This window comes from Arthrobacter sp. FW306-1B-F12A, assembly GCF_058781865.1.
In genome coordinates this window covers 76,251-92,814 of record NZ_JBYSXD010000010.1, presented here as the reverse complement: position 1 = coordinate 92,814, position 16,564 = coordinate 76,251, and the positions used below count along the sequence as shown (strand labels likewise).

The 16,564-nt window shown below is 63.3% G+C and carries 14 protein-coding genes; 3 read left to right on the top strand and 11 right to left on the bottom strand.

Features of this window, described 5'->3' with window-relative positions; translation table 11 throughout:
• Positions 1-3: 3 nt before the first annotated feature.
• From AC3WJU_RS07625 to leuA, 3 genes are all read right to left on the bottom strand, one after another.
• The gene (locus tag AC3WJU_RS07625; RefSeq protein WP_441438137.1) at positions 4-822 is read right to left on the bottom strand and encodes an isoprenyl transferase; all 819 of its coding nucleotides are present in this window, start codon (positions 820-822) and stop codon (positions 4-6) included.
• 2 nt (positions 823-824) lie between these two features.
• Positions 825-1,580: a DNA repair protein RecO gene (gene recO, locus AC3WJU_RS07620; RefSeq protein ID WP_284989013.1), complete on the bottom strand. Its 756-nt coding sequence runs from the start codon at positions 1,578-1,580 to the stop codon at positions 825-827.
• An 83-nt stretch (positions 1,581-1,663) separates the two neighbouring features.
• A complete protein-coding gene (gene leuA / locus AC3WJU_RS07615; protein ID WP_284989012.1) occupies positions 1,664-3,403 on the bottom strand; it encodes a 2-isopropylmalate synthase in 1,740 nt (579 codons plus the stop codon).
• Positions 3,404-3,654: 251 nt separating this feature from the next.
• Between leuA and AC3WJU_RS07610 the strand changes: the two genes are divergently transcribed.
• Complete coding sequence (locus AC3WJU_RS07610; RefSeq protein ID WP_492259562.1) at positions 3,655-5,607, top strand: M13 family metallopeptidase; 1,953 nt, start codon at positions 3,655-3,657, stop codon at positions 5,605-5,607.
• 10 nt (positions 5,608-5,617) lie between these two features.
• Here the strand turns inward: AC3WJU_RS07610 and AC3WJU_RS07605 are convergent, their stop codons facing one another.
• The 5 genes from AC3WJU_RS07605 to AC3WJU_RS07585 all read right to left on the bottom strand — a co-directional run bounded on the left by AC3WJU_RS07605 (position 5,618) and on the right by AC3WJU_RS07585 (position 11,102).
• Positions 5,618-7,195, bottom strand: coding sequence for an LCP family protein (locus AC3WJU_RS07605; RefSeq protein ID WP_307053462.1), 1,578 nt, complete (start codon positions 7,193-7,195; stop codon positions 5,618-5,620).
• A 74-nt stretch (positions 7,196-7,269) separates the two neighbouring features.
• Positions 7,270-8,232 (bottom strand): GTPase Era, encoded by a 963-nt coding sequence (era, locus tag AC3WJU_RS07600; protein WP_059390009.1) that lies wholly within the window; start codon positions 8,230-8,232, stop codon positions 7,270-7,272.
• Complete coding sequence (locus AC3WJU_RS07595; protein WP_284989006.1) at positions 8,216-9,547, bottom strand: hemolysin family protein; 1,332 nt, start codon at positions 9,545-9,547, stop codon at positions 8,216-8,218. The genes era and AC3WJU_RS07595 overlap by 17 nt, the downstream gene beginning before the upstream one ends.
• Positions 9,544-10,017 carry an rRNA maturation RNase YbeY gene (ybeY, locus tag AC3WJU_RS07590; RefSeq protein ID WP_059390010.1) on the bottom strand — a complete coding sequence of 158 codons (474 nt, stop codon included), beginning with the start codon at positions 10,015-10,017 and terminating at the stop codon, positions 9,544-9,546. Before ybeY ends, AC3WJU_RS07595 begins: the two co-directional genes overlap by 4 nt.
• Entirely contained in the window at positions 10,014-11,102 is a 1,089-nt protein-coding gene (locus AC3WJU_RS07585) for a PhoH family protein (protein ID WP_059390011.1), read from the bottom strand. The genes ybeY and AC3WJU_RS07585 overlap by 4 nt, the downstream gene beginning before the upstream one ends.
• Positions 11,103-11,524: 422 nt before the next feature.
• Here AC3WJU_RS07585 and AC3WJU_RS07580 point away from each other — a divergent pair, with 422 nt between their 5' ends.
• On the top strand, positions 11,525-12,412 hold the full coding sequence (locus AC3WJU_RS07580; protein WP_059390012.1) for a GerMN domain-containing protein: 888 nt from the start codon (positions 11,525-11,527) through the stop codon (positions 12,410-12,412).
• 31 nt (positions 12,413-12,443) lie between these two features.
• On the opposite strand, the gene AC3WJU_RS07575 is transcribed toward AC3WJU_RS07580, so the two are convergent.
• The 3 genes from AC3WJU_RS07575 to hrcA form a co-directional block, all read right to left on the bottom strand.
• Positions 12,444-13,220: a 16S rRNA (uracil(1498)-N(3))-methyltransferase gene (locus tag AC3WJU_RS07575; RefSeq protein WP_441438134.1), complete on the bottom strand. Its 777-nt coding sequence runs from the start codon at positions 13,218-13,220 to the stop codon at positions 12,444-12,446.
• A gap of 2 nt (positions 13,221-13,222) precedes the next feature.
• Positions 13,223-14,353, bottom strand: a complete 1,131-nt coding sequence (gene dnaJ, locus AC3WJU_RS07570) for a molecular chaperone DnaJ (protein WP_059390014.1) — start codon at positions 14,351-14,353, stop codon at positions 13,223-13,225.
• A 67-nt stretch (positions 14,354-14,420) separates the two neighbouring features.
• Positions 14,421-15,434, bottom strand: a complete 1,014-nt coding sequence (gene hrcA / locus AC3WJU_RS07565; RefSeq protein WP_059390015.1) for a heat-inducible transcriptional repressor HrcA — start codon at positions 15,432-15,434, stop codon at positions 14,421-14,423.
• A gap of 180 nt (positions 15,435-15,614) precedes the next feature.
• Here hrcA and AC3WJU_RS07560 point away from each other — a divergent pair, with 180 nt between their 5' ends.
• A complete protein-coding gene (locus AC3WJU_RS07560; RefSeq protein WP_492259561.1) occupies positions 15,615-16,472 on the top strand; it encodes a DUF3097 family protein in 858 nt (285 codons plus the stop codon).
• Positions 16,473-16,564: the final 92 nt, after the last annotated feature.

Here is a 16,564-nt window from a genome sequence, read left to right as displayed (position 1 = left end):
CGTTCAGCGGGGTGCCGCAGCGTCGACCGCGCCTCCGTAGCGGCGGTCCCTTTTGGCATAGATCTCGACGGCGTCCCACAAAGTCCTGCGGTCGACGTCGGGCCACAGGGTATCCATGAAGACGAATTCCGCATAGGCGGATTGCCACAAGAGGAAGTTCGAGAGGCGCTGCTCGCCGGAGCTTCGCAGGAACAGGTCCACATCCGGAAGATCCGGCTCATCGAGGTATTTCTGGATGGTCTTCTCGGTGACGGAGCCGGGCTTGAGGCGGCCATCAGCGACATCCTGGGCAATCGCGGCTACGGCGTCGGCGATTTCAGCGCGGCCGCCGTAGTTCACACACATGGTCAGGGTGCACGTGTCGTTGCCGCGCGTGTACTCCTCGGCTTCTTCCAGCTCCTTGATGACCGAGCCCCAGAGCCTGGGCCGCCGTCCCGCCCAGCGGATCCGCACGCCCCATTCATCAAGCTGATTGCGCTGCCGACGTAGCACATCCTTGTTAAATCCCATGAGGAAGCGCACCTCTTCGGGAGAACGGCGCCAGTTTTCGGTGGAGAAAGCGTAGACGCTGACGTACTTGATGCCCAGTTCGATCGCGCCCGCCATCACATCCAGCAGGGCCGGCTCCCCGGCTTTGTGACCCTCAATGCGCGGGAGTCCACGTTGGTTCGCCCAGCGGCCGTTGCCGTCCATGACAATGGCCACGTGCCGCGGTATCAGTTCTGCAGGTATGGCCGGCGGCCTGGCGCCCGAAGGGTGGTGGTAGGGGGCCCTCACCGGGGTGGTCCGCGCCGTTGCCGTCTTCTTTTTTCCCAGTGCCACTTTCAGCTTCGCTCCACATGTTTGAGGGACTTCAATGCTCGTTCAAGGTGCCATTGGAGGTAACTCGCCACCAATCCGGCGGCCTCGCGGCGATGCAAGGATTCGGACACATCCGCCGTAGCCCAGTCCCCCGTCAGCAGCGCACCCAGCAAGACGACGGTCTCGGGAGCGGGTGCCGGCGAGCCTGGCGGCCGGCAATCGTTGCAGATCATTCCGCCCAAGGGAGCGGAGAAGGCTGTGTGCGGACCCCTCGCCCCGCAGCGGGCGCAATCCGTGAAACTGGGCGCCCAGCCGCCGGTCGCCAAAGCGCGGAGCAAGTAGGAGTCCAGAATGAGCTCCGGCGGGTGGTCGGAACGGCTCAACGCGGCAAGTGCCCCGACAAGCAGGTTGTACTGGGCGGTTCCCGAATCGGCGTCGGCGTCGGTCAGCTTTTCTGCCGTTTCCGTCATGGCGGCGGCAACGGTGTACCGGGAGTAGTCGGCAGCGATCGAGCTCCCATAGGCGCCCTTCGCGACAGCCTGGGTGACGATGTCAAGAGTGCGGCCGGAAACGAGTTGCAGGTCGGCAACCATGAACGGCTCCAGCCGGGCACCGAACCGACTGCTGGTCCGCCGTACGCCCTTGGCAACTGCCCTTACTTGTCCGTGGTGCTTTGTCAGCAAAGTGATGATGCGGTCCGCTTCGCCCAACTTGTGGGTGCGCAGCACTACGGCATCGTCCCGATAGGACCGCGCTGCAAACGACGAAGGATTGGCCACAGTTAATCTTCGCACCACACCGGACCTTCTCGGGGCCGGCGAAGCCGTGCGGCGCCGTGTTGACGACGCCGCACGGCAAATGGCTATGCCCGGACGGCCCTGATGGCCCGGTTGACGGCAGAGATGACTGCCTTGAGTGCCGCGGTGCTCGTGTTGGGATCGATACCGACTCCCCAGAGGACCCGCTCGCCCACGGCGCATTCAACGTATGCTGCGGCAGTGGCGCTGCCACCTTCGGAAAGGGCATGTTCGGAGTAGTCCAGGACGCGGACGTCCACGCCGTCTTGACGCAGGATGTCCAGCATGGCCGCGATCGGGCCGTTGCCCGTGCCGGTCCGCTGGACCACCGTGCCGTCAATGCGCAGGGCCGCATGCAGGGTCAATTCGCCGGACTCATCGGTCTCGGTGCGGATGGAACCCAGCGAGTAGCGTCCCCACTGGCCATCGGCCGTGCTGGCCGGCAGGTACTCGTCCTGGAACATGGCCCACAACTGGGCACCGCTGACCTCGCCGCCCACAGTGTCGGTGCGGTGCTGGATGACGCCGGAGAATTCGATTTGTGCGCGACGCGGCAGGTCGAGGCTGTGCTCGTTCTTGAGCAGGTACGCCACCCCGCCCTTGCCGGACTGCGAGTTGACGCGGATGACGGCCTCGTAGCTACGGCCCAGGTCCTTGGGATCGATCGGCAGGTACGGAACCTGCCAGGTGAAGTCATCCACGGCCTTGCCAGCGGCGGCGGCGTCCTTCTCGAGGGCTTCGAAGCCCTTCTTGATGGCGTCCTGGTGCGAACCGGAGAATGCCGTGAACACCAGGTCGCCACCGTACGGGGAACGCTCGGGAACGGGCAACTGGTTGCAGTACTCGACCGTCCGGCGGACTTCGTCAATGTCCGAGAAATCGATCATCGGATCCACGCCTTGGACGAACATGTTCAGGCCTAGGGTGACCAGGTCCACGTTGCCGGTACGCTCGCCGTTGCCGAACAAGCAGCCTTCGATGCGGTCGGCGCCGGCCAGGTAGCCCAACTCAGCGGCGGCAACACCCGTGCCGCGATCGTTGTGCGGGTGGAGGGAGATGATGATGCCTTCACGCGGGTGCAGATTCCGGTGCATCCATTCGATGGAGTCGGCGTAGACATTGGGCGTGGCCATTTCCACGGTGGCGGGCAGGTTGATGATGACCTGCTTGTCCGCGGACGCTTCGAAAACGTCGGCGATCGCGTTGCAAACACGTGCTGCGTACTCGAGCTCGGTTCCGGTGAAGGACTCCGGCGAGTACTCGTACGTGATGTGTGTGTCCGTGAGGGTTTCCTCGTATTTCTTGCACAAGCGGGCACCCTGGAGGGCGATGTCCAGGATCCCGTCCTCGTCCTGGTTGAACACGACGCGCCGTTGCAGGACCGACGTGGAGTTGTACAGGTGGACGATGGCCTGCTTGGCGCCGACGAGGGATTCGTAGGTGCGTTCGATCAGGTGCTCGCGCGCCTGGGTCAGGACCTGGATGGAAACGTCATCCGGGATGTGGCCGCCTTCGATGAGCTGCCGCACGAAGTCGAAGTCTGTCTGCGAAGCGGACGGGAAGCCGACTTCGATTTCCTTGTAGCCCATCTTGACCAGCAGTTGGAACATTTTCAGCTTGCGGGCCGGGCTCATGGGGTCGATCAGTGCCTGGTTGCCGTCACGGAGGTCCACTGCGCACCAGCGGGGAGCCTTGGTGATGACCTTGTCCGGCCAGGTGCGGTCCGGCAGCTCGACATTGATCTGTTCCTGGAAAGGCAGGTACCGATGAATGGGCATTCCGGAGGGCTTTTGTGCGTTGCGCATGACTTGGGGCCTTTTCTCTTAATCTTTGATGGAAGATTGGCCGGGCATAGCTAACTCCGCAGCGAGGGTTGGCCTAGCGAATGATCGCCTACGAGGCCCCGCCGCGGCAGCTAAGGAGAAGCATTCCTGCACGCACCATTTCACAGTAACACGGGTGCGTATGATGACAATGCAATACCAGAAGCAACGTCCACTATGCAGACGCGTGAACGGTAGTGAGCCGGTTCCGCTCGTCGTCCGAAGGAGTTCTTGTGCCACAGTCGGGGATCACACTGTCCAACATCGATGAAAGCGTCAGGCCGCAGGACGACCTTTACCAGCACGTCAACGGGGCGTGGCTGAAGTCGACGGTCATCCCGGACGACCGACCGCTCGAGGGAACCTTCACCGCGCTCCGCGACGGCGCGGAACTAGCAGTCAAAGCGATCATCGAGGAAGCTGCAGCAAAGGGCGAAGACGCCAGCGGCATCGAGCGCAAAGTAGGCGGGCTCTACAACAGCTTCATGGATGAGGAAGCCACCGAGGCCAAGGGCATGGAGCCTATCCGCGCCCGGCTCGCGGAGGTCTTTGCCACGGCGTCGCCAGCCGAAGTGGTGGCCCTGACGGGGCGCCTGTTCCGCTCGGATGTTTCCGGCCTCTTCTCGATCTATCCCGCTCCCGACGCCGGGAACCCGGACCGGATCCTGTTGTACATCGGTCAGGGCGGCCTGGGCCTTCCCGACGAATCGTATTACCGGGACGAGAAGTTCGAAGGCATCGTCAGCGCCTATGCGAAATACGTCGCCAAACTCTTCGGCCTGGCGGGCATTCCCGACGCCGACACTGCCGCGGCGCGCGTCGTCGCCCTTGAGAAGGCCCTTGCTTCGCACCACTGGGACAACGTCACCCTGCGCGATCCGCAGAAGACCTACAACCTCAAGACCGCGGAAGAGGGCCGCGAACTGTTTCCACACCTTGACGCATGGTTCGATTCGGCCCGCATTGAAGCGGACAAGTACACCGAGCTGGTGGTCAGCACCCCGGACTTCTTCGCCGGTGCGTCCGCCCTTGTCGAGTCCGAGTCCCTTGCCACGTGGCAGGAGTGGCTGGCCCTGCGCGTGCTCAATGCCGCCGCCCCTTATCTTTCGTCGGCGTTCGTGGACGCAAACTTCGATTTCTACGGCACCACCCTGAGCGGCACTCCACAGAACAAGGACCGGTGGAAGCGGGGCGTCGCCGTCGTCGAAGCCGCCCTTGGGGAGGCGGTAGGCCAGATCTACGTGGAACGCCACTTCCCCGAAGGCTACAAGGCCAGGATGCAGACGCTGGTTGCCAAGCTGATCGAGGCCTACCGCGAGAGCATCACGGCCCTCGACTGGATGGGCGAAGACACCAAGGCGGAAGCGCTGAAAAAACTTGAGGCCTTCCGGCCCAAGATCGGTTTTCCGGACAAGTGGATCGACTATTCCGCCGTCGAGATTGACCCGAGCGACCTTTTGGGCAACGTCGAGCGGGCACACAACGCCGACGTCGACCGTCACCTCGATGAGGTCGGCAAGCCGGTCGATCTCGACAAGTGGCTCATGACCCCGCAGACCGTCAACGCGTACTACCACCCGATGCTGAATGAGATTGTCTTCCCCGCCGCGATCCTGCAGCCACCCTTCTTCACGGCGGAAGCTGACGACGCGGTCAACTATGGAGGCATCGGCGCCATCATCGGTCATGAAATCGGCCACGGCTTCGACGACCAGGGCTCCCAGTTCGATGGAAGCGGAGCGCTGCGGAATTGGTGGAGCGAGGAGGACCGAAAGGCCTTCGAAGGACTGGCGGCAAAGCTCGTAGCCCAATTCGACGCCCTTGCCCCCTACGCCGCCCCTGAGCACAAGGTCAACGGGAAGCTCACGCTCGGCGAAAACATCGGCGATCTCGGCGGCCTGACCATTGCCTACAAGGCCTACCTCTTGAGCCTTGACGGTGCTGAGCCGCCGGTCCTTGAAGGCCTCACCGGACAGCAGCGCTTCTTCATGTCCTGGGCTGCCGGCTGGCGCCAAGTCATCCGTCCCGAGGAGGCCATCCGGCGCGTCGCTACGGACCCGCACTCCCCCAACGAGTTCCGAACGAATGCCATCGCCAAGAACCTGGATTCGTTCCATGAGGCGTTCGCGGTGGAAGCCGGGGATGGAATGTGGCTGTCGCCTGAGGACCGCGTCAGCATCTGGTAGGCAGCAGCAGCTACCTCGCGACGAGTGCCGGGTTGACCGCCTGGCATTTCACGTCGCCTGCGGTCTGCTTGACGACGTCGGCCGGAACGGAGGCAACTCCGTACTTGGTTCCCGAATCGAAGTCACTGCCGATATAGACCTGGACTCCCACGATGCCGTTGGATGGTTCGACTTGCGAGGCCGGGATCCCCAGGAGATTCGCGACATCCGGCGCAACGTCGGCATAGCCTGCCCCGTAATACACAACGGTCTTGGGAACGGCAGCCGCGAGGAAGTGTGCGGCTTTCGTGAATCCGCCGCCAACCAGGGCGGCTGCGATCTCCTGGCCGCGGGATGCGATGCCTGTTCCGTCGGCAACGGTCACTGTCTGAAGGGCCTTGTCATAGGCGGGAACAGGCGGAGCGCTCGGCGCTGGCGCCGCGCTGCCGGACGGTGCCCCCGAGGCCGCAGGCGAGGGACTGGCCGAGGGAGCGGCCGTAGCCCCCGGGGTGGTCAGGTCGAGGTTCGCGCGCATGGCTGCGAACAGCTGGGTGGCCTGCGGTTGAACCAATTCGAGCCTGTTGGGATCGACGGCGGCGGGCTGGGTGGGAACCGACACGAACGCGACCTTGGACAAGTCAACGTCCTTGAGGCGGCTCCCGATGGTCAGGAGCGACTGGACGGACGCCAGGCCTTCGTCCACGGTCAGGTTCTTTGTCACGGCATCGGCAATGGACAGCAGGCTCTGCGGATTGCCCAGCGTGCCATCAGACTTGATCTTCCGGGTCAGCGAGGAGAGGAAACCCTGCTGCGCCTGGATACGGCCGAGGTCGCTTCCATCGCCAAAACCGTGGCGGGTACGGAGGAAGGCCAGGGCTTGTTCCCCTTGGACGCTCGATGTTCCCTTGGGGAGCCGGAGTCCGGAATCGGGGTCGTAGACGGCGTCGCTCACGCACACGTTGACTCCGCCTACGGCGTTGGACAGCTCCTTGACTGCGTTGAAGTCAGCCATCATGAAGTGGTCGATTTGCAGTCCCGTGAGCTTGTTGACTGTGTCCACGGCGCAACCGATCCCGGCTTCTGCCATGGCCGAGTTGATCATGACGTTCGAGTGGGGTTGATACACGGTATTGGTCTTGGGATCAGTGCATGACGGGACATTCACCAGGAGGTCACGGGGAAAGCTCGTGAGGCTCACTCTCTTGTTGTCCGCTGAAATGTCCAGCAGCATCATGACGTCTGACTGGCCGTAACCGGTGGAATCCTGCGTTGAACCGTATTGCGAGTTCTTGCCGTCCCTCGTGTCGGACCCGAGGATGAGGATCTGCAGGCGGTCCGTTGCATCGTTGGCCGCGGCTTCGGTTCTCGTGGCGCCCGCCGACAACGGTGCTTTGCTGATGTTCGATTGCAAGCGGATGACCCAGTAGGCGGCGAAAGCGATACCGGCAACCAACAGCACTGACACCGTCACGGCAGTGACCTTGAGCCAGAGCGGGAGGCCCTTCGGAGCATTCATGTGGCGGGGGGTGCCGGGAGCTTCCCCGTGGCGTGCAGCGCCGCGGGCACCAAGGGTGCCGGGCTCTTGTACGCGTGCATCGCGACGTCGCACGACTCGCTCAACCTTTCCTCGGAAAATGGGATTCGGACCATTTTACGGGCCCAAACTGGGAAATTCCCCAGCGGTTAGAACCCCAGCTTCACGAGTTGCTTCGGGTCGCGCTGCCAGTCCTTGGCCACTTTCACGTGCAGGTCGAGGTAGATCTTGGTTCCCAGGAGGGCCTCAATGCCCTTGCGGGCGTTCGTTCCGACTTCGCGCAGCCGGCTTCCGGCCTTGCCGATGATGATGGCCTTCTGGGACGGGCGCTCAACGTACAAATTGACCCGCACGTCGAGGAGCGGGTTGTCTTCGGAGCGGCCCTCGCGGGGCAGGATTTCCTCCACCACCACGGCCAGGGAGTGCGGAAGCTCGTCGCGGACGCCTTCCAGTGCTGCTTCCCGGATAAGTTCGGCGACCATGACGGCCTCCGGTTCATCGGTGAGTTCACCGTCCGGGTAGAGCGGCGGAGAAGGCGGCATGTGGCCGATGAGGACGTCGGCGACCGTATTGACCTGGAAACCGTCGGTCGCTGAAACCGGAACGATATCGGCCCAGCCTTGCTCGCCGAGGACTTCGCGGCCCAACGCGGCTACAGCCAGGAGTTGCTCGGTCAGGGCCTGGCGGTCAACAAGGTCGGTCTTGGTGACCAGGGCGATGATGGGCTTGCGTCCCACCGCGGCGAGCTGGGCTGCGATGTACTTGTCGCCCGGTCCGATCTTCTCGTTGGCGGGCAAGCAAAAGCCAATGGCGTCCACTTCGGAGAGGGTGTCCGCGACGAGATCGTTGAGCCTCTTGCCAAGGAGGGTGCGCGGGCGGTGGAGGCCCGGAGTGTCGACGAGGATCAGCTGCGCGTCGTCCCGATGGACAATGCCGCGGATCGTGTGCCTGGTGGTCTGCGGTTTTGCCGAGGTGATGGCCACCTTCTGGCCGACCAAAGCGTTGGTGAGGGTGGACTTGCCGGCGTTGGGACGCCCCACAAGAACCGAGAATCCTGCGTGGAAGCCGCCGAAGTCCTGATCGGCGTCGAACTTCTTATTGTGCTTGCTCACGTGGAACTCCCTGTTGCGTTGTGTCGGCCTCGTCGAGAAGGTCTTCAAGGTCAGTGTCTTCTTTTGGAATGGCTGCCGCAATGATATGGCTGACCCGGTTTCGCCGGCCTTCCAGCCTATCGGCTTTCAAGGAGATCCCATCCACGTGCACCGCGCTGCCGACGATGGGCACCTTGCCCAGGGTCTTGGCCAGGAGGCCGCCTACGGTGTCCACTTCGTCGTCGTCGAGGTCAATGTGGAAAAGTTCGCCGAGGTCGTCGATGCTCATCCGCGAACTGACGCGGTACGTGCCGTCACCAAGGTCAGTGACCTCGGCATCGTTCGAATCGTACTCATCGACGATCTCCCCGACGATTTCCTCAATCAGGTCCTCCAGCGTCACCAGTCCGGCCGTGCCGCCGTATTCGTCAATGACGACGGCGACGTGCGTGGACTCTTGCTGAAGCTCGCTCAGGAGGTCGCTGACAGGCTTCGATTCGGGAACGAAGCGTGCCTCGCGGGCTATGGCGTCAACGTCTTGGCGTACTGATGGTTGTTCGGGGCGGTGCAATGCGGCAGCGACGTCCTTCAAATAGAGAATGCCGCGGATCTGGTCCGCGTTCTCGCCGATGACGGGGATCCTTGAGTACCCGGAACGGAGGAACAAGGCCATGGCCTGCTCCAGGCTGGATCCGGACTCGATGCTCACAATGTCCGTTCGAGGAACCATCACCGAGCGCACCAAGGTGTCGCCGAAGTCGAAGACCGATTGGATCAGTTCGGCCTCGCTGTCCTCGATCATGTCGGATTCCGTGGCCCTGTCCACGAGTTCACGGAATTCTTCCTCGCTGAAGAATGCTTCGTCGCCGCTGGGCGCGCCGGGCGCTACCGTACTGCCGATCGCCACGAGCCAACCAGGGATGGGACCCAGGATCCAGCACAGGAACCTGATGAGTGGTGCCGAGTAGCGAACCACCCCGCCCGAGTGGGCGCGTCCGAGTTGACGGGGCGAGACGCCCACCAGAACGAATCCAATGACGGCCATGATGCCTGTAGCCGCCAATCCGGCAAGCCAAACGTTCTCTAGGAGGCTGTGCATGACGACGGCGACGGCCACTGCTGCCGCCATCTCGAACCAGACACGCCAGAACCGCAGTGCGCGAATGTGCGCAACGGGCTGGGCGAGGATACTGCGAAGCGAATTTCCCCTGCTCTTGACGATGGCTTGCTCCGCGTCGTGCCGCGGCAGGAAGGTGAAGGCAGCTTCAGCCGCGGTCAGCAGGGCGACGAAACTGAGGAATACCAACGCCATCCCGACCAGGATGAGCGAGGTCACAGCATGGTCTCCATGGGGGCGTCCTTGCCGAGGAACGCGGACAGCAGCTCACGCTGCAGGCCGAACATCTCTTCCTTTTCCTCCGGCTCCGCGTGGTCGAAACCGAGGAGGTGAAGGATTCCGTGCGTGCAGAGCAGGAGCATTTCATCCTGCGTTGAATGACCGGCGTTGCGCGCTTGAACCTCGGCTACCTGCGGGCAGATGGCGATGTCGCCCAGCATGCCCTGTGGAGCCGGCTTGCCGGGAGTACCTGGAGTCAGCTCATCCATCGGAACAGACAGGACGTCCGTGGCGCCGGGTTCGTCCATGAGCTCGATGTGGAGCTTTTCCATGGCGGGCTCATCCACCAGGAGGATGGAAAGTTCGGCCTGCGGGTGAATGTAGAGCCGCTCGAAGATGAAGCGCGAAAGCGTCACCAATTGTGCCTCGTCCACCTGGACGCCGGACTCGTTGTTGACCTCGATGCTCATCGGTGTTCTCCCCGTTTGTCATGGATGGGCGTGTGCTGGGCACGCACCCGGTGCTTTTCGTCCCACTTGCTGTAGGCGGACACAATGTCAGCGACGAGCCGGTGCCTGACGACGTCGGAAGCGTCCAGCATCGTGAAGTTCACGCCGTCGATCCCGCTGAGGATCTCCTGGACGATGCGCAGCCCGGAAGTGGCGCCGAAGGGCAAATCCACCTGGGTGATATCCCCCGTGACAACCATCTTGGATCCGAAGCCCAAACGGGTCAGGAACATCTTCATCTGTTCCGCCGTGGTGTTTTGCGCCTCATCGAGGATGATGAACGCGTCGTTGAGCGTGCGGCCGCGCATGTACGCAAGCGGTGCTACCTCAATGGTCCCGGCAGCCATGAGCCGCGGAATCGATTCCGGATCCATCATGTCGTGCAAAGCATCGTACAAAGGACGCAGGTAGGGGTCGATCTTGTCGCTCAACGTTCCCGGCAGGAACCCGAGGCGCTCACCTGCCTCGACGGCGGGCCTCGTGAGGATGATGCGGCTGACTTCCTTGAGCTGCAGTGCCTGGACGGCTTTGGCCATCGCCAGGTACGTCTTGCCGGTGCCCGCAGGGCCGATCCCGAAGATGACGGTGTTGTCGTCAATGGCATCGACATAGTTCTTCTGGTTGAGCGTCTTGGGCCGAATGGTGCGCCCGCGGCTCGAAAGGATGTTGTGGGTCAGGATTTCCACGGGGTTTTGCAGCGATTGGCTCCGCAACAAGGAAACAAGCTGCTGGAGCACGTCAGGGGTGATGACTGTCCCCTTGCCGACCAGGCCACGGACTTCCTCCAGAAGCCGCATGATCCTGGGAACGTCGCTTGACGGTCCGCTGAAGGAGAGCTCGTTGCCGCGCACGTGGAAGTCGACGCCGGGGAACTGGGCTTCGATGTAGCGCAAGGCCTCGTCATGGCTGCCAAGGGTCTGAACCATCTGATCCGAGTTGTCGAAGATGACAACTTCCGTCCGGGCGCCCGGGACAGAGTGGGGAAACTCGGCCGGACCTGTCTCAACGCTGCCGGCCTTGGGCCGCCCGTTCAATGATTCTGTCATAGTGCTGGCCTCGCGGCCTGTGCTCCTCCGGCTTGGTGATGTCCATCGATTTTCTCCGATGTCCGTCTGCTGGATGGGCGCAGGATCGTGGGCCTCGGATTGCTTTCAATCCTACGCCAGCCAGTCTCCGCGATGGGTCCGGACCGTGCCCGGCGGGGCTGCGGACGGCGGATTCGTGCCGCTTTGGTATCAACTCGGCATCGACCTCGTATCAATCGGATTGCAGTTGTCCGCCCGGGTATCGAAACGCCAGCCGGGGCCCCGGAGACTATGACAAGCTGATTCATGGGCAAAAATGCCCCTGTGCCCGGCCGCCGGGCGCATGACTCCCCCGCGCTACAGCGGCCGAACACGATCAGGAATCCAAAATCACCAGGCCAGCCGTCACCCCTCACGGCACACGCATCCGGAAACGTTCCGCGATGCTTGTGACCGCCTTGACGGCTGCCTTGTTCCTGTCGGGATGCATTGCCGATCGCACTGGACAGGGATCCACGACGCCGGTCCCCACCCCGACCGCTGCCCTGCAGACGGCCCCCGACAGCAATGCTCCGCTCGAAACGACCCAGGCCTCCAACAAGATCCCCGTGTACTGGATCGGGCGCAGCGACACGGACACCTTCCTGTACCGCGAATTCCGTGACAACCCAGGCAACGAGAACCCCATCACCACGGCGCTGCGGATCATGATGTCCCAGAAGCCTCTGGATCACGATTTCTTCACTCCCTGGCAGAACCCTGGCAGCCTGGCGACCTCGATTTCCGGTAAGAACGTGGTCACGGTCGATGTTTCCCGCGACGCGTTCAACTCCAATCTCGATGCCGGGATGGCACAGCGGGCGGTCCAGGAACTCGTCTATACCGCTACCGCTGCGGCCGCAAGTTCGGGCCTGATCGATTCAGGACAGCAGATCAAGGTGACCATCCTGGTTGACGGGCACACGGACTACATGGCATTCGGCCAGGTCAAACTCGGCGATCCGATGGTCCGCGACGCCTCCATGGTGGCGCCGGTGTGGATCATCGACCCGCAGGAGGACCTGACCTTGCCTTCCGGTCCGGTCAAGTTCAACGGCCGAAGCACGGACCCCTCGAAGAAGCTGCATTGGCAAATCCTTCGCGAGAACTCAAACGGCGACAAGTCCTCGTACCTCGCCGGGCAGGTCACTGCCTCGACCGTTCCGGGACAGGGTGGAACCTTCAGCTTCACAGTGGGGCTCGGAGCGGGCCGATACGAATTGCGGGTCTCCTTGATGGGACCCAACGACGCGGACATCGCGACTGATACCCGTACTTTCACCGTTCGCTGAGGACGTCCGCTGATCTAGGACGTGCTGCGGGCTACCAGCGCCCCAGGATGTCACTGGCGAGCACGACGGCGGCAGGACCCGCCGTCGACGAGCGAAGCACGTGGTGGCCCAAGAGCGCGGTGACGGCGCCGACATCGCTGAGCTTCGTCACTTCGCGCGGTGAAATGCCGCCCTCCGGGCCGACAATGAGCAGCACTTCCCGCCCAGCCCCGGCATCGGCGTCGGAAACCCCGCCGTGCCACTTCTCCAGGACCTCCCGTAGCGGACGTTTCGCGTCCTCGTGCAGGATGATCGCCAGATCGGCGGCGGCAACGGCCGCAGCCAGGCCGGAGCCGTCGACGGCGGCACGCACCTCAGGAATCCACGCGCGCCGCGCCTGCTTGGCGGCTGCCGTGGCGACAGACTGCCATTTCGCGTGGGCTTTTGCCGCCCGGTCACCCTTCCAGCGCACGATGGAACGTTCCGCCTGCCAGGGCACGACGGCGTCGATCCCGAGTTCCGTAGCCGTTTCGACGGCGAGCTCGTCCCGGTCGCCCTTCGCGAGGGCCTGGACCAACACGAGCCGTACGGCTGGCTGGTGTTCCTCCTGGACGGCGGAGGCAACGACCGTCAGGGTTCCCTGCCCGGATTCGGCCACCGTGCCCGTGAGCCGTTTGCCGGCACCGTCGGCGATATCGACGGCTTCGCCGATTTCCAGGCGCTTGACGGTGACAGCATGCCTGGCTTCGGCGCCGTCAAGCATGAAAGAGTCGCCAGGGCCGAGCCCGTCAAGCGATCCGGCAGCTGTGAAGAATACGGGGTTGCTCACCGCTACAGGTTACCGAGCTTGTCCCGCAGCTTCGCGAACATACCTCCACTGGCCACAAGCTTGCCTTCGGTGAACTGCTCCCCGCGCAACTTGGCCAGTTGGCGAAGCAGGTCTTCCTGTGCGGCGTCGAGCTTGCCGGGCGTCTCAACGTGCAGGTGCACCTTGAGGTCTCCCCTGCCGTAGCCGCGGAGATGGGTGACGCCCAGCCCGCGCAGGGTGATGACTTCGCCGGACTGCGTGCCGGACTTGACGTCGATTTCCTGGGGACCGTCGAAAGTCTCAAGCTGGAGCTCGGTACCCAGCGCCGCGGCGGTCATGGGGACGCTCAGCGTGGCGTGGAGGTCGTCGCCTTCCCGTATGTAGGTGGAATCGCTGTTGACCCGGATCTCCACGTAGAGGTCGCCGGGAGGCCCGCCTGCGGGGCCTGCTTCGCCTTGCGACGACAACTGGATGCGGGTCCCGGTAGCGACGCCGCCAGGCACCTTGACGGTCAGCGAACGTCGGCTGCGGATGCGGCCCTGGCCGTTGCACTCATTGCAGGGATCCTTGATGATCGAGCCGAAACCTTCGCACGATCCACACGGCGCGGCCGTCATGACCTGGCCGAGGATCGAGCGCACGGCCCGCTGGACCTGGCCCGAGCCGCCACAGATGTCGCAGCGTTCCGGGTGGGTGCCCGGTCGGCAGCATGAGCCTTCGCACGTGGGACAGATGACTGCAGTGTCCACTTCGAGCTTTTTGTTGACACCGAAGACGGCTTCGCGCAGGTCGATGCGGACACTGATCAAGGCGTCCTGCCCGCGGCGCATGCGTGACGCGGGGCCTTGCATGCCGCCACCTCCTCCGCCGAAGAAGGTGTCGAAGATGTCCTGGAAGGCGAATCCCTGGCCCGCGTAGCCGCCGCCGAAACCGTTGTCGGTCCCGTTCTCGTTGCCGGTGGCGTCGTAGACGCGGCGCTTCTGTGGGTCGGAGAGGACCTCGTAAGCGTGAGTCACCGCCTTGAATTCCTCTGCAGCGCCGGCCCCGGGGTTCACATCGGGGTGCAGCTTACGTGCGAGTTTGCGGTAGGCCTTCTTGATCTCCTCGCCGGTTGCTTCCGGCGAGACGCCCAGAACGTCATAGTGACTGCTCAAAGTCGGTATCTCTTCCTTGTTTACGGTTCCACTGCGTTTCTTGCGGGGCGGTTTCCAGCCGAGGCCGTCAGCCGCCCAGAATGCGGGAAAGGTAGCGTGCGACGGCACGGACGGCCGCCATGGTGTTGGGATAGTCCATGCGGGTGGGTCCAAGAATGCCGATCTTGGCACTGCTGCCCGGACCGTAGCCCGTGGCAACCACCGAAGCCTCGGAGAGGCCGTCGTAGGGGTTTTCGCGGCCGATACTCACCGTGACGCCCCGGGGGTCTTCCGCCATGTCGGACAAAAGCCGCAACATGACCACCTGTTCCTCAAGCGCTTCGAGGACCGGACCGATGCTCAGCGGGAAGTCCACGTTGGAGCGGGCCAGGTTTGCCGTGCCTGCCATGACCATGCGTTCGTCGCGGCTCCGCTCGGCAAGCCTTTCCAGGCCGTGGGCAAGGGCGCCGGCAAGGTTCCGAAGCGCCGGCGGGCACAGGGCAACCACCGATGGCAGCACTTGCGGCATGAGGTCGAGCTGGGAGCCGGCGATGCTTCCAAGGAATCGCGCCCGCAAGGCCATGAGTTCGTCGTCAGTGGTGTCCGTCGCGGCGTGCACAACGCCCTGTTCCACCTTGCCCGAATCGGCGATCAACACCACCAGGACCTGGCGCGGTGCCAAAAGGACAAACTCAATGTGCCGGACGCGCGCGCGGCTCAGGTGCGGATACTGCACGACGGCGACCTGGTTGGTCAGTTGGGAGAGGAGCCGGACGGTGCGCTCAAGGATGTCCTCGACGTCGTCAGGTCCCTCAAGCAAGGAGTGGATGGCCCGGCGCTCGGCGGCCGAAAGTGGTTTGACCTCGGAAATACGGTCGACGAACAGGCGATAACCCTTGTCCGTGGGAATGCGGCCGGCGCTCGTGTGCGGTGCGGCAATGAGGCCTTCTTCTTCCAAGAGGGCCATGTCATTGCGGATGGTTGCGCTCGACACTCCCAGATGGTGCCGTTCAACCAAGGCTTTGGAACCGACCGGCTCGCGGGAGTGAACGTAGTCCTCCACGATGGCGCGTAACACTTCAAGCTTGCGTGGTTCGCTCACTGCCCACCTCCAATCAACATTTCAACAGTTAGCACTCAACATGCCCAAGTGCTAACAAGTCTAGTATGAGCCACCTCGTTGTTAGCATTGGTACCGCTCGCGGCGAACATGATTCCCGCGCGGTCCTGCGCAATGCCACGGACCGTGACCGATCCCCTAGCGCAAAGTGGTGTGAAGACCGTGTCTTACGACAATTGGGGCCCGCAAGACCTCTCCTCGCCTGCCAAACGGCAACTGCCTGAGGTTCCTGTTGAACGCGGAATGGTTCTCGAAGACGTCCAGTCCGGCTGGGTCGGGGCCGTGACCAGGGTGGAGAAGTCCGGAGGCATGCACATTGTGGTGCTGGAGGATCGGCGGGGAAAGGCCAAGTCGTTCCGGCTTGGCTTCGGATTCCTGCTGGAGGGACAAGCCGTGAAGCTCCTGCCGCCTGCCCCACGCCCGGCCGCCGCCAAGGGGGCGGCGCCAGCAGGCAGGACAGCATCAGGATCCGTCCGAGTCGCCGGCCAGCGGGCCCAAGTCGCCAAGGCGAGCCGGATATGGGTGGAAGGTAAGCACGACGCCGAACTTGTGGAAAAGGTGTGGGGAGATGATCTCCGGGTGGAGGGTATCGTCGTCGAGCCGTTGCATGGCGTGGACGATCTCAAGGCGGCAATAGCCGCATTCTCCCCTGGCCCGGGCCGCCGTCTCGGGATCCTTGTGGACCACTTGGTCCCGGATTCGAAGGAGTCGCGGATTGCGGCCGACGCCATGACGCTGCCGGGCGCTGCAGGAAACGTCTTGATCGTGGGACACCCCTACGTGGACGTCTGGCAGGCAATCCGGCCCAAGGTGTTGGGGATCGAGCAATGGCCGACCATCGCGCGGGGCACGGATTGGAAGACCGGGATACTGAAGGCGTTTGGCTGGCCGCATGAAACGGCCGAGGACATCGGACTGGGTTGGCAGAAGCTGCTGGGCGCCGTCCACAGCTACGCCGATTTGGAGGCGTCTCTGCTGGGTCGCGTGGAGGAAGTGATCGATTTCCTGACCGTTCCGTGATGAATTACCTGCGTAGGGGACAGCAGTTGGTCGGCTGACCGCGTGCCAAGCAAGTATTCTGGGACAGCAACACTGCACCGATAGACACTCGA

Bases quoted from the DNA above. Each gene is read 5' to 3' on its own strand.
- ybeY (WP_059390010.1), bottom strand. From the start codon at position 10,017: ATGAGCATCGAGGTCAACAACGAGTCCGGCGTCCAGGTGGACGAGGCA.
- leuA (WP_284989012.1), bottom strand. From the start codon at position 3,403: ATGCGCAACGCACAAAAGCCCTCCGGAATGCCCATTCATCGGTACCTG.
- AC3WJU_RS07580 (WP_059390012.1), top strand. From the start codon at position 11,525: ATGCTTGTGACCGCCTTGACGGCTGCCTTGTTCCTGTCGGGATGCATT.
- AC3WJU_RS07585 (WP_059390011.1), bottom strand. From the start codon at position 11,102: ATGACAGAATCATTGAACGGGCGGCCCAAGGCCGGCAGCGTTGAGACA.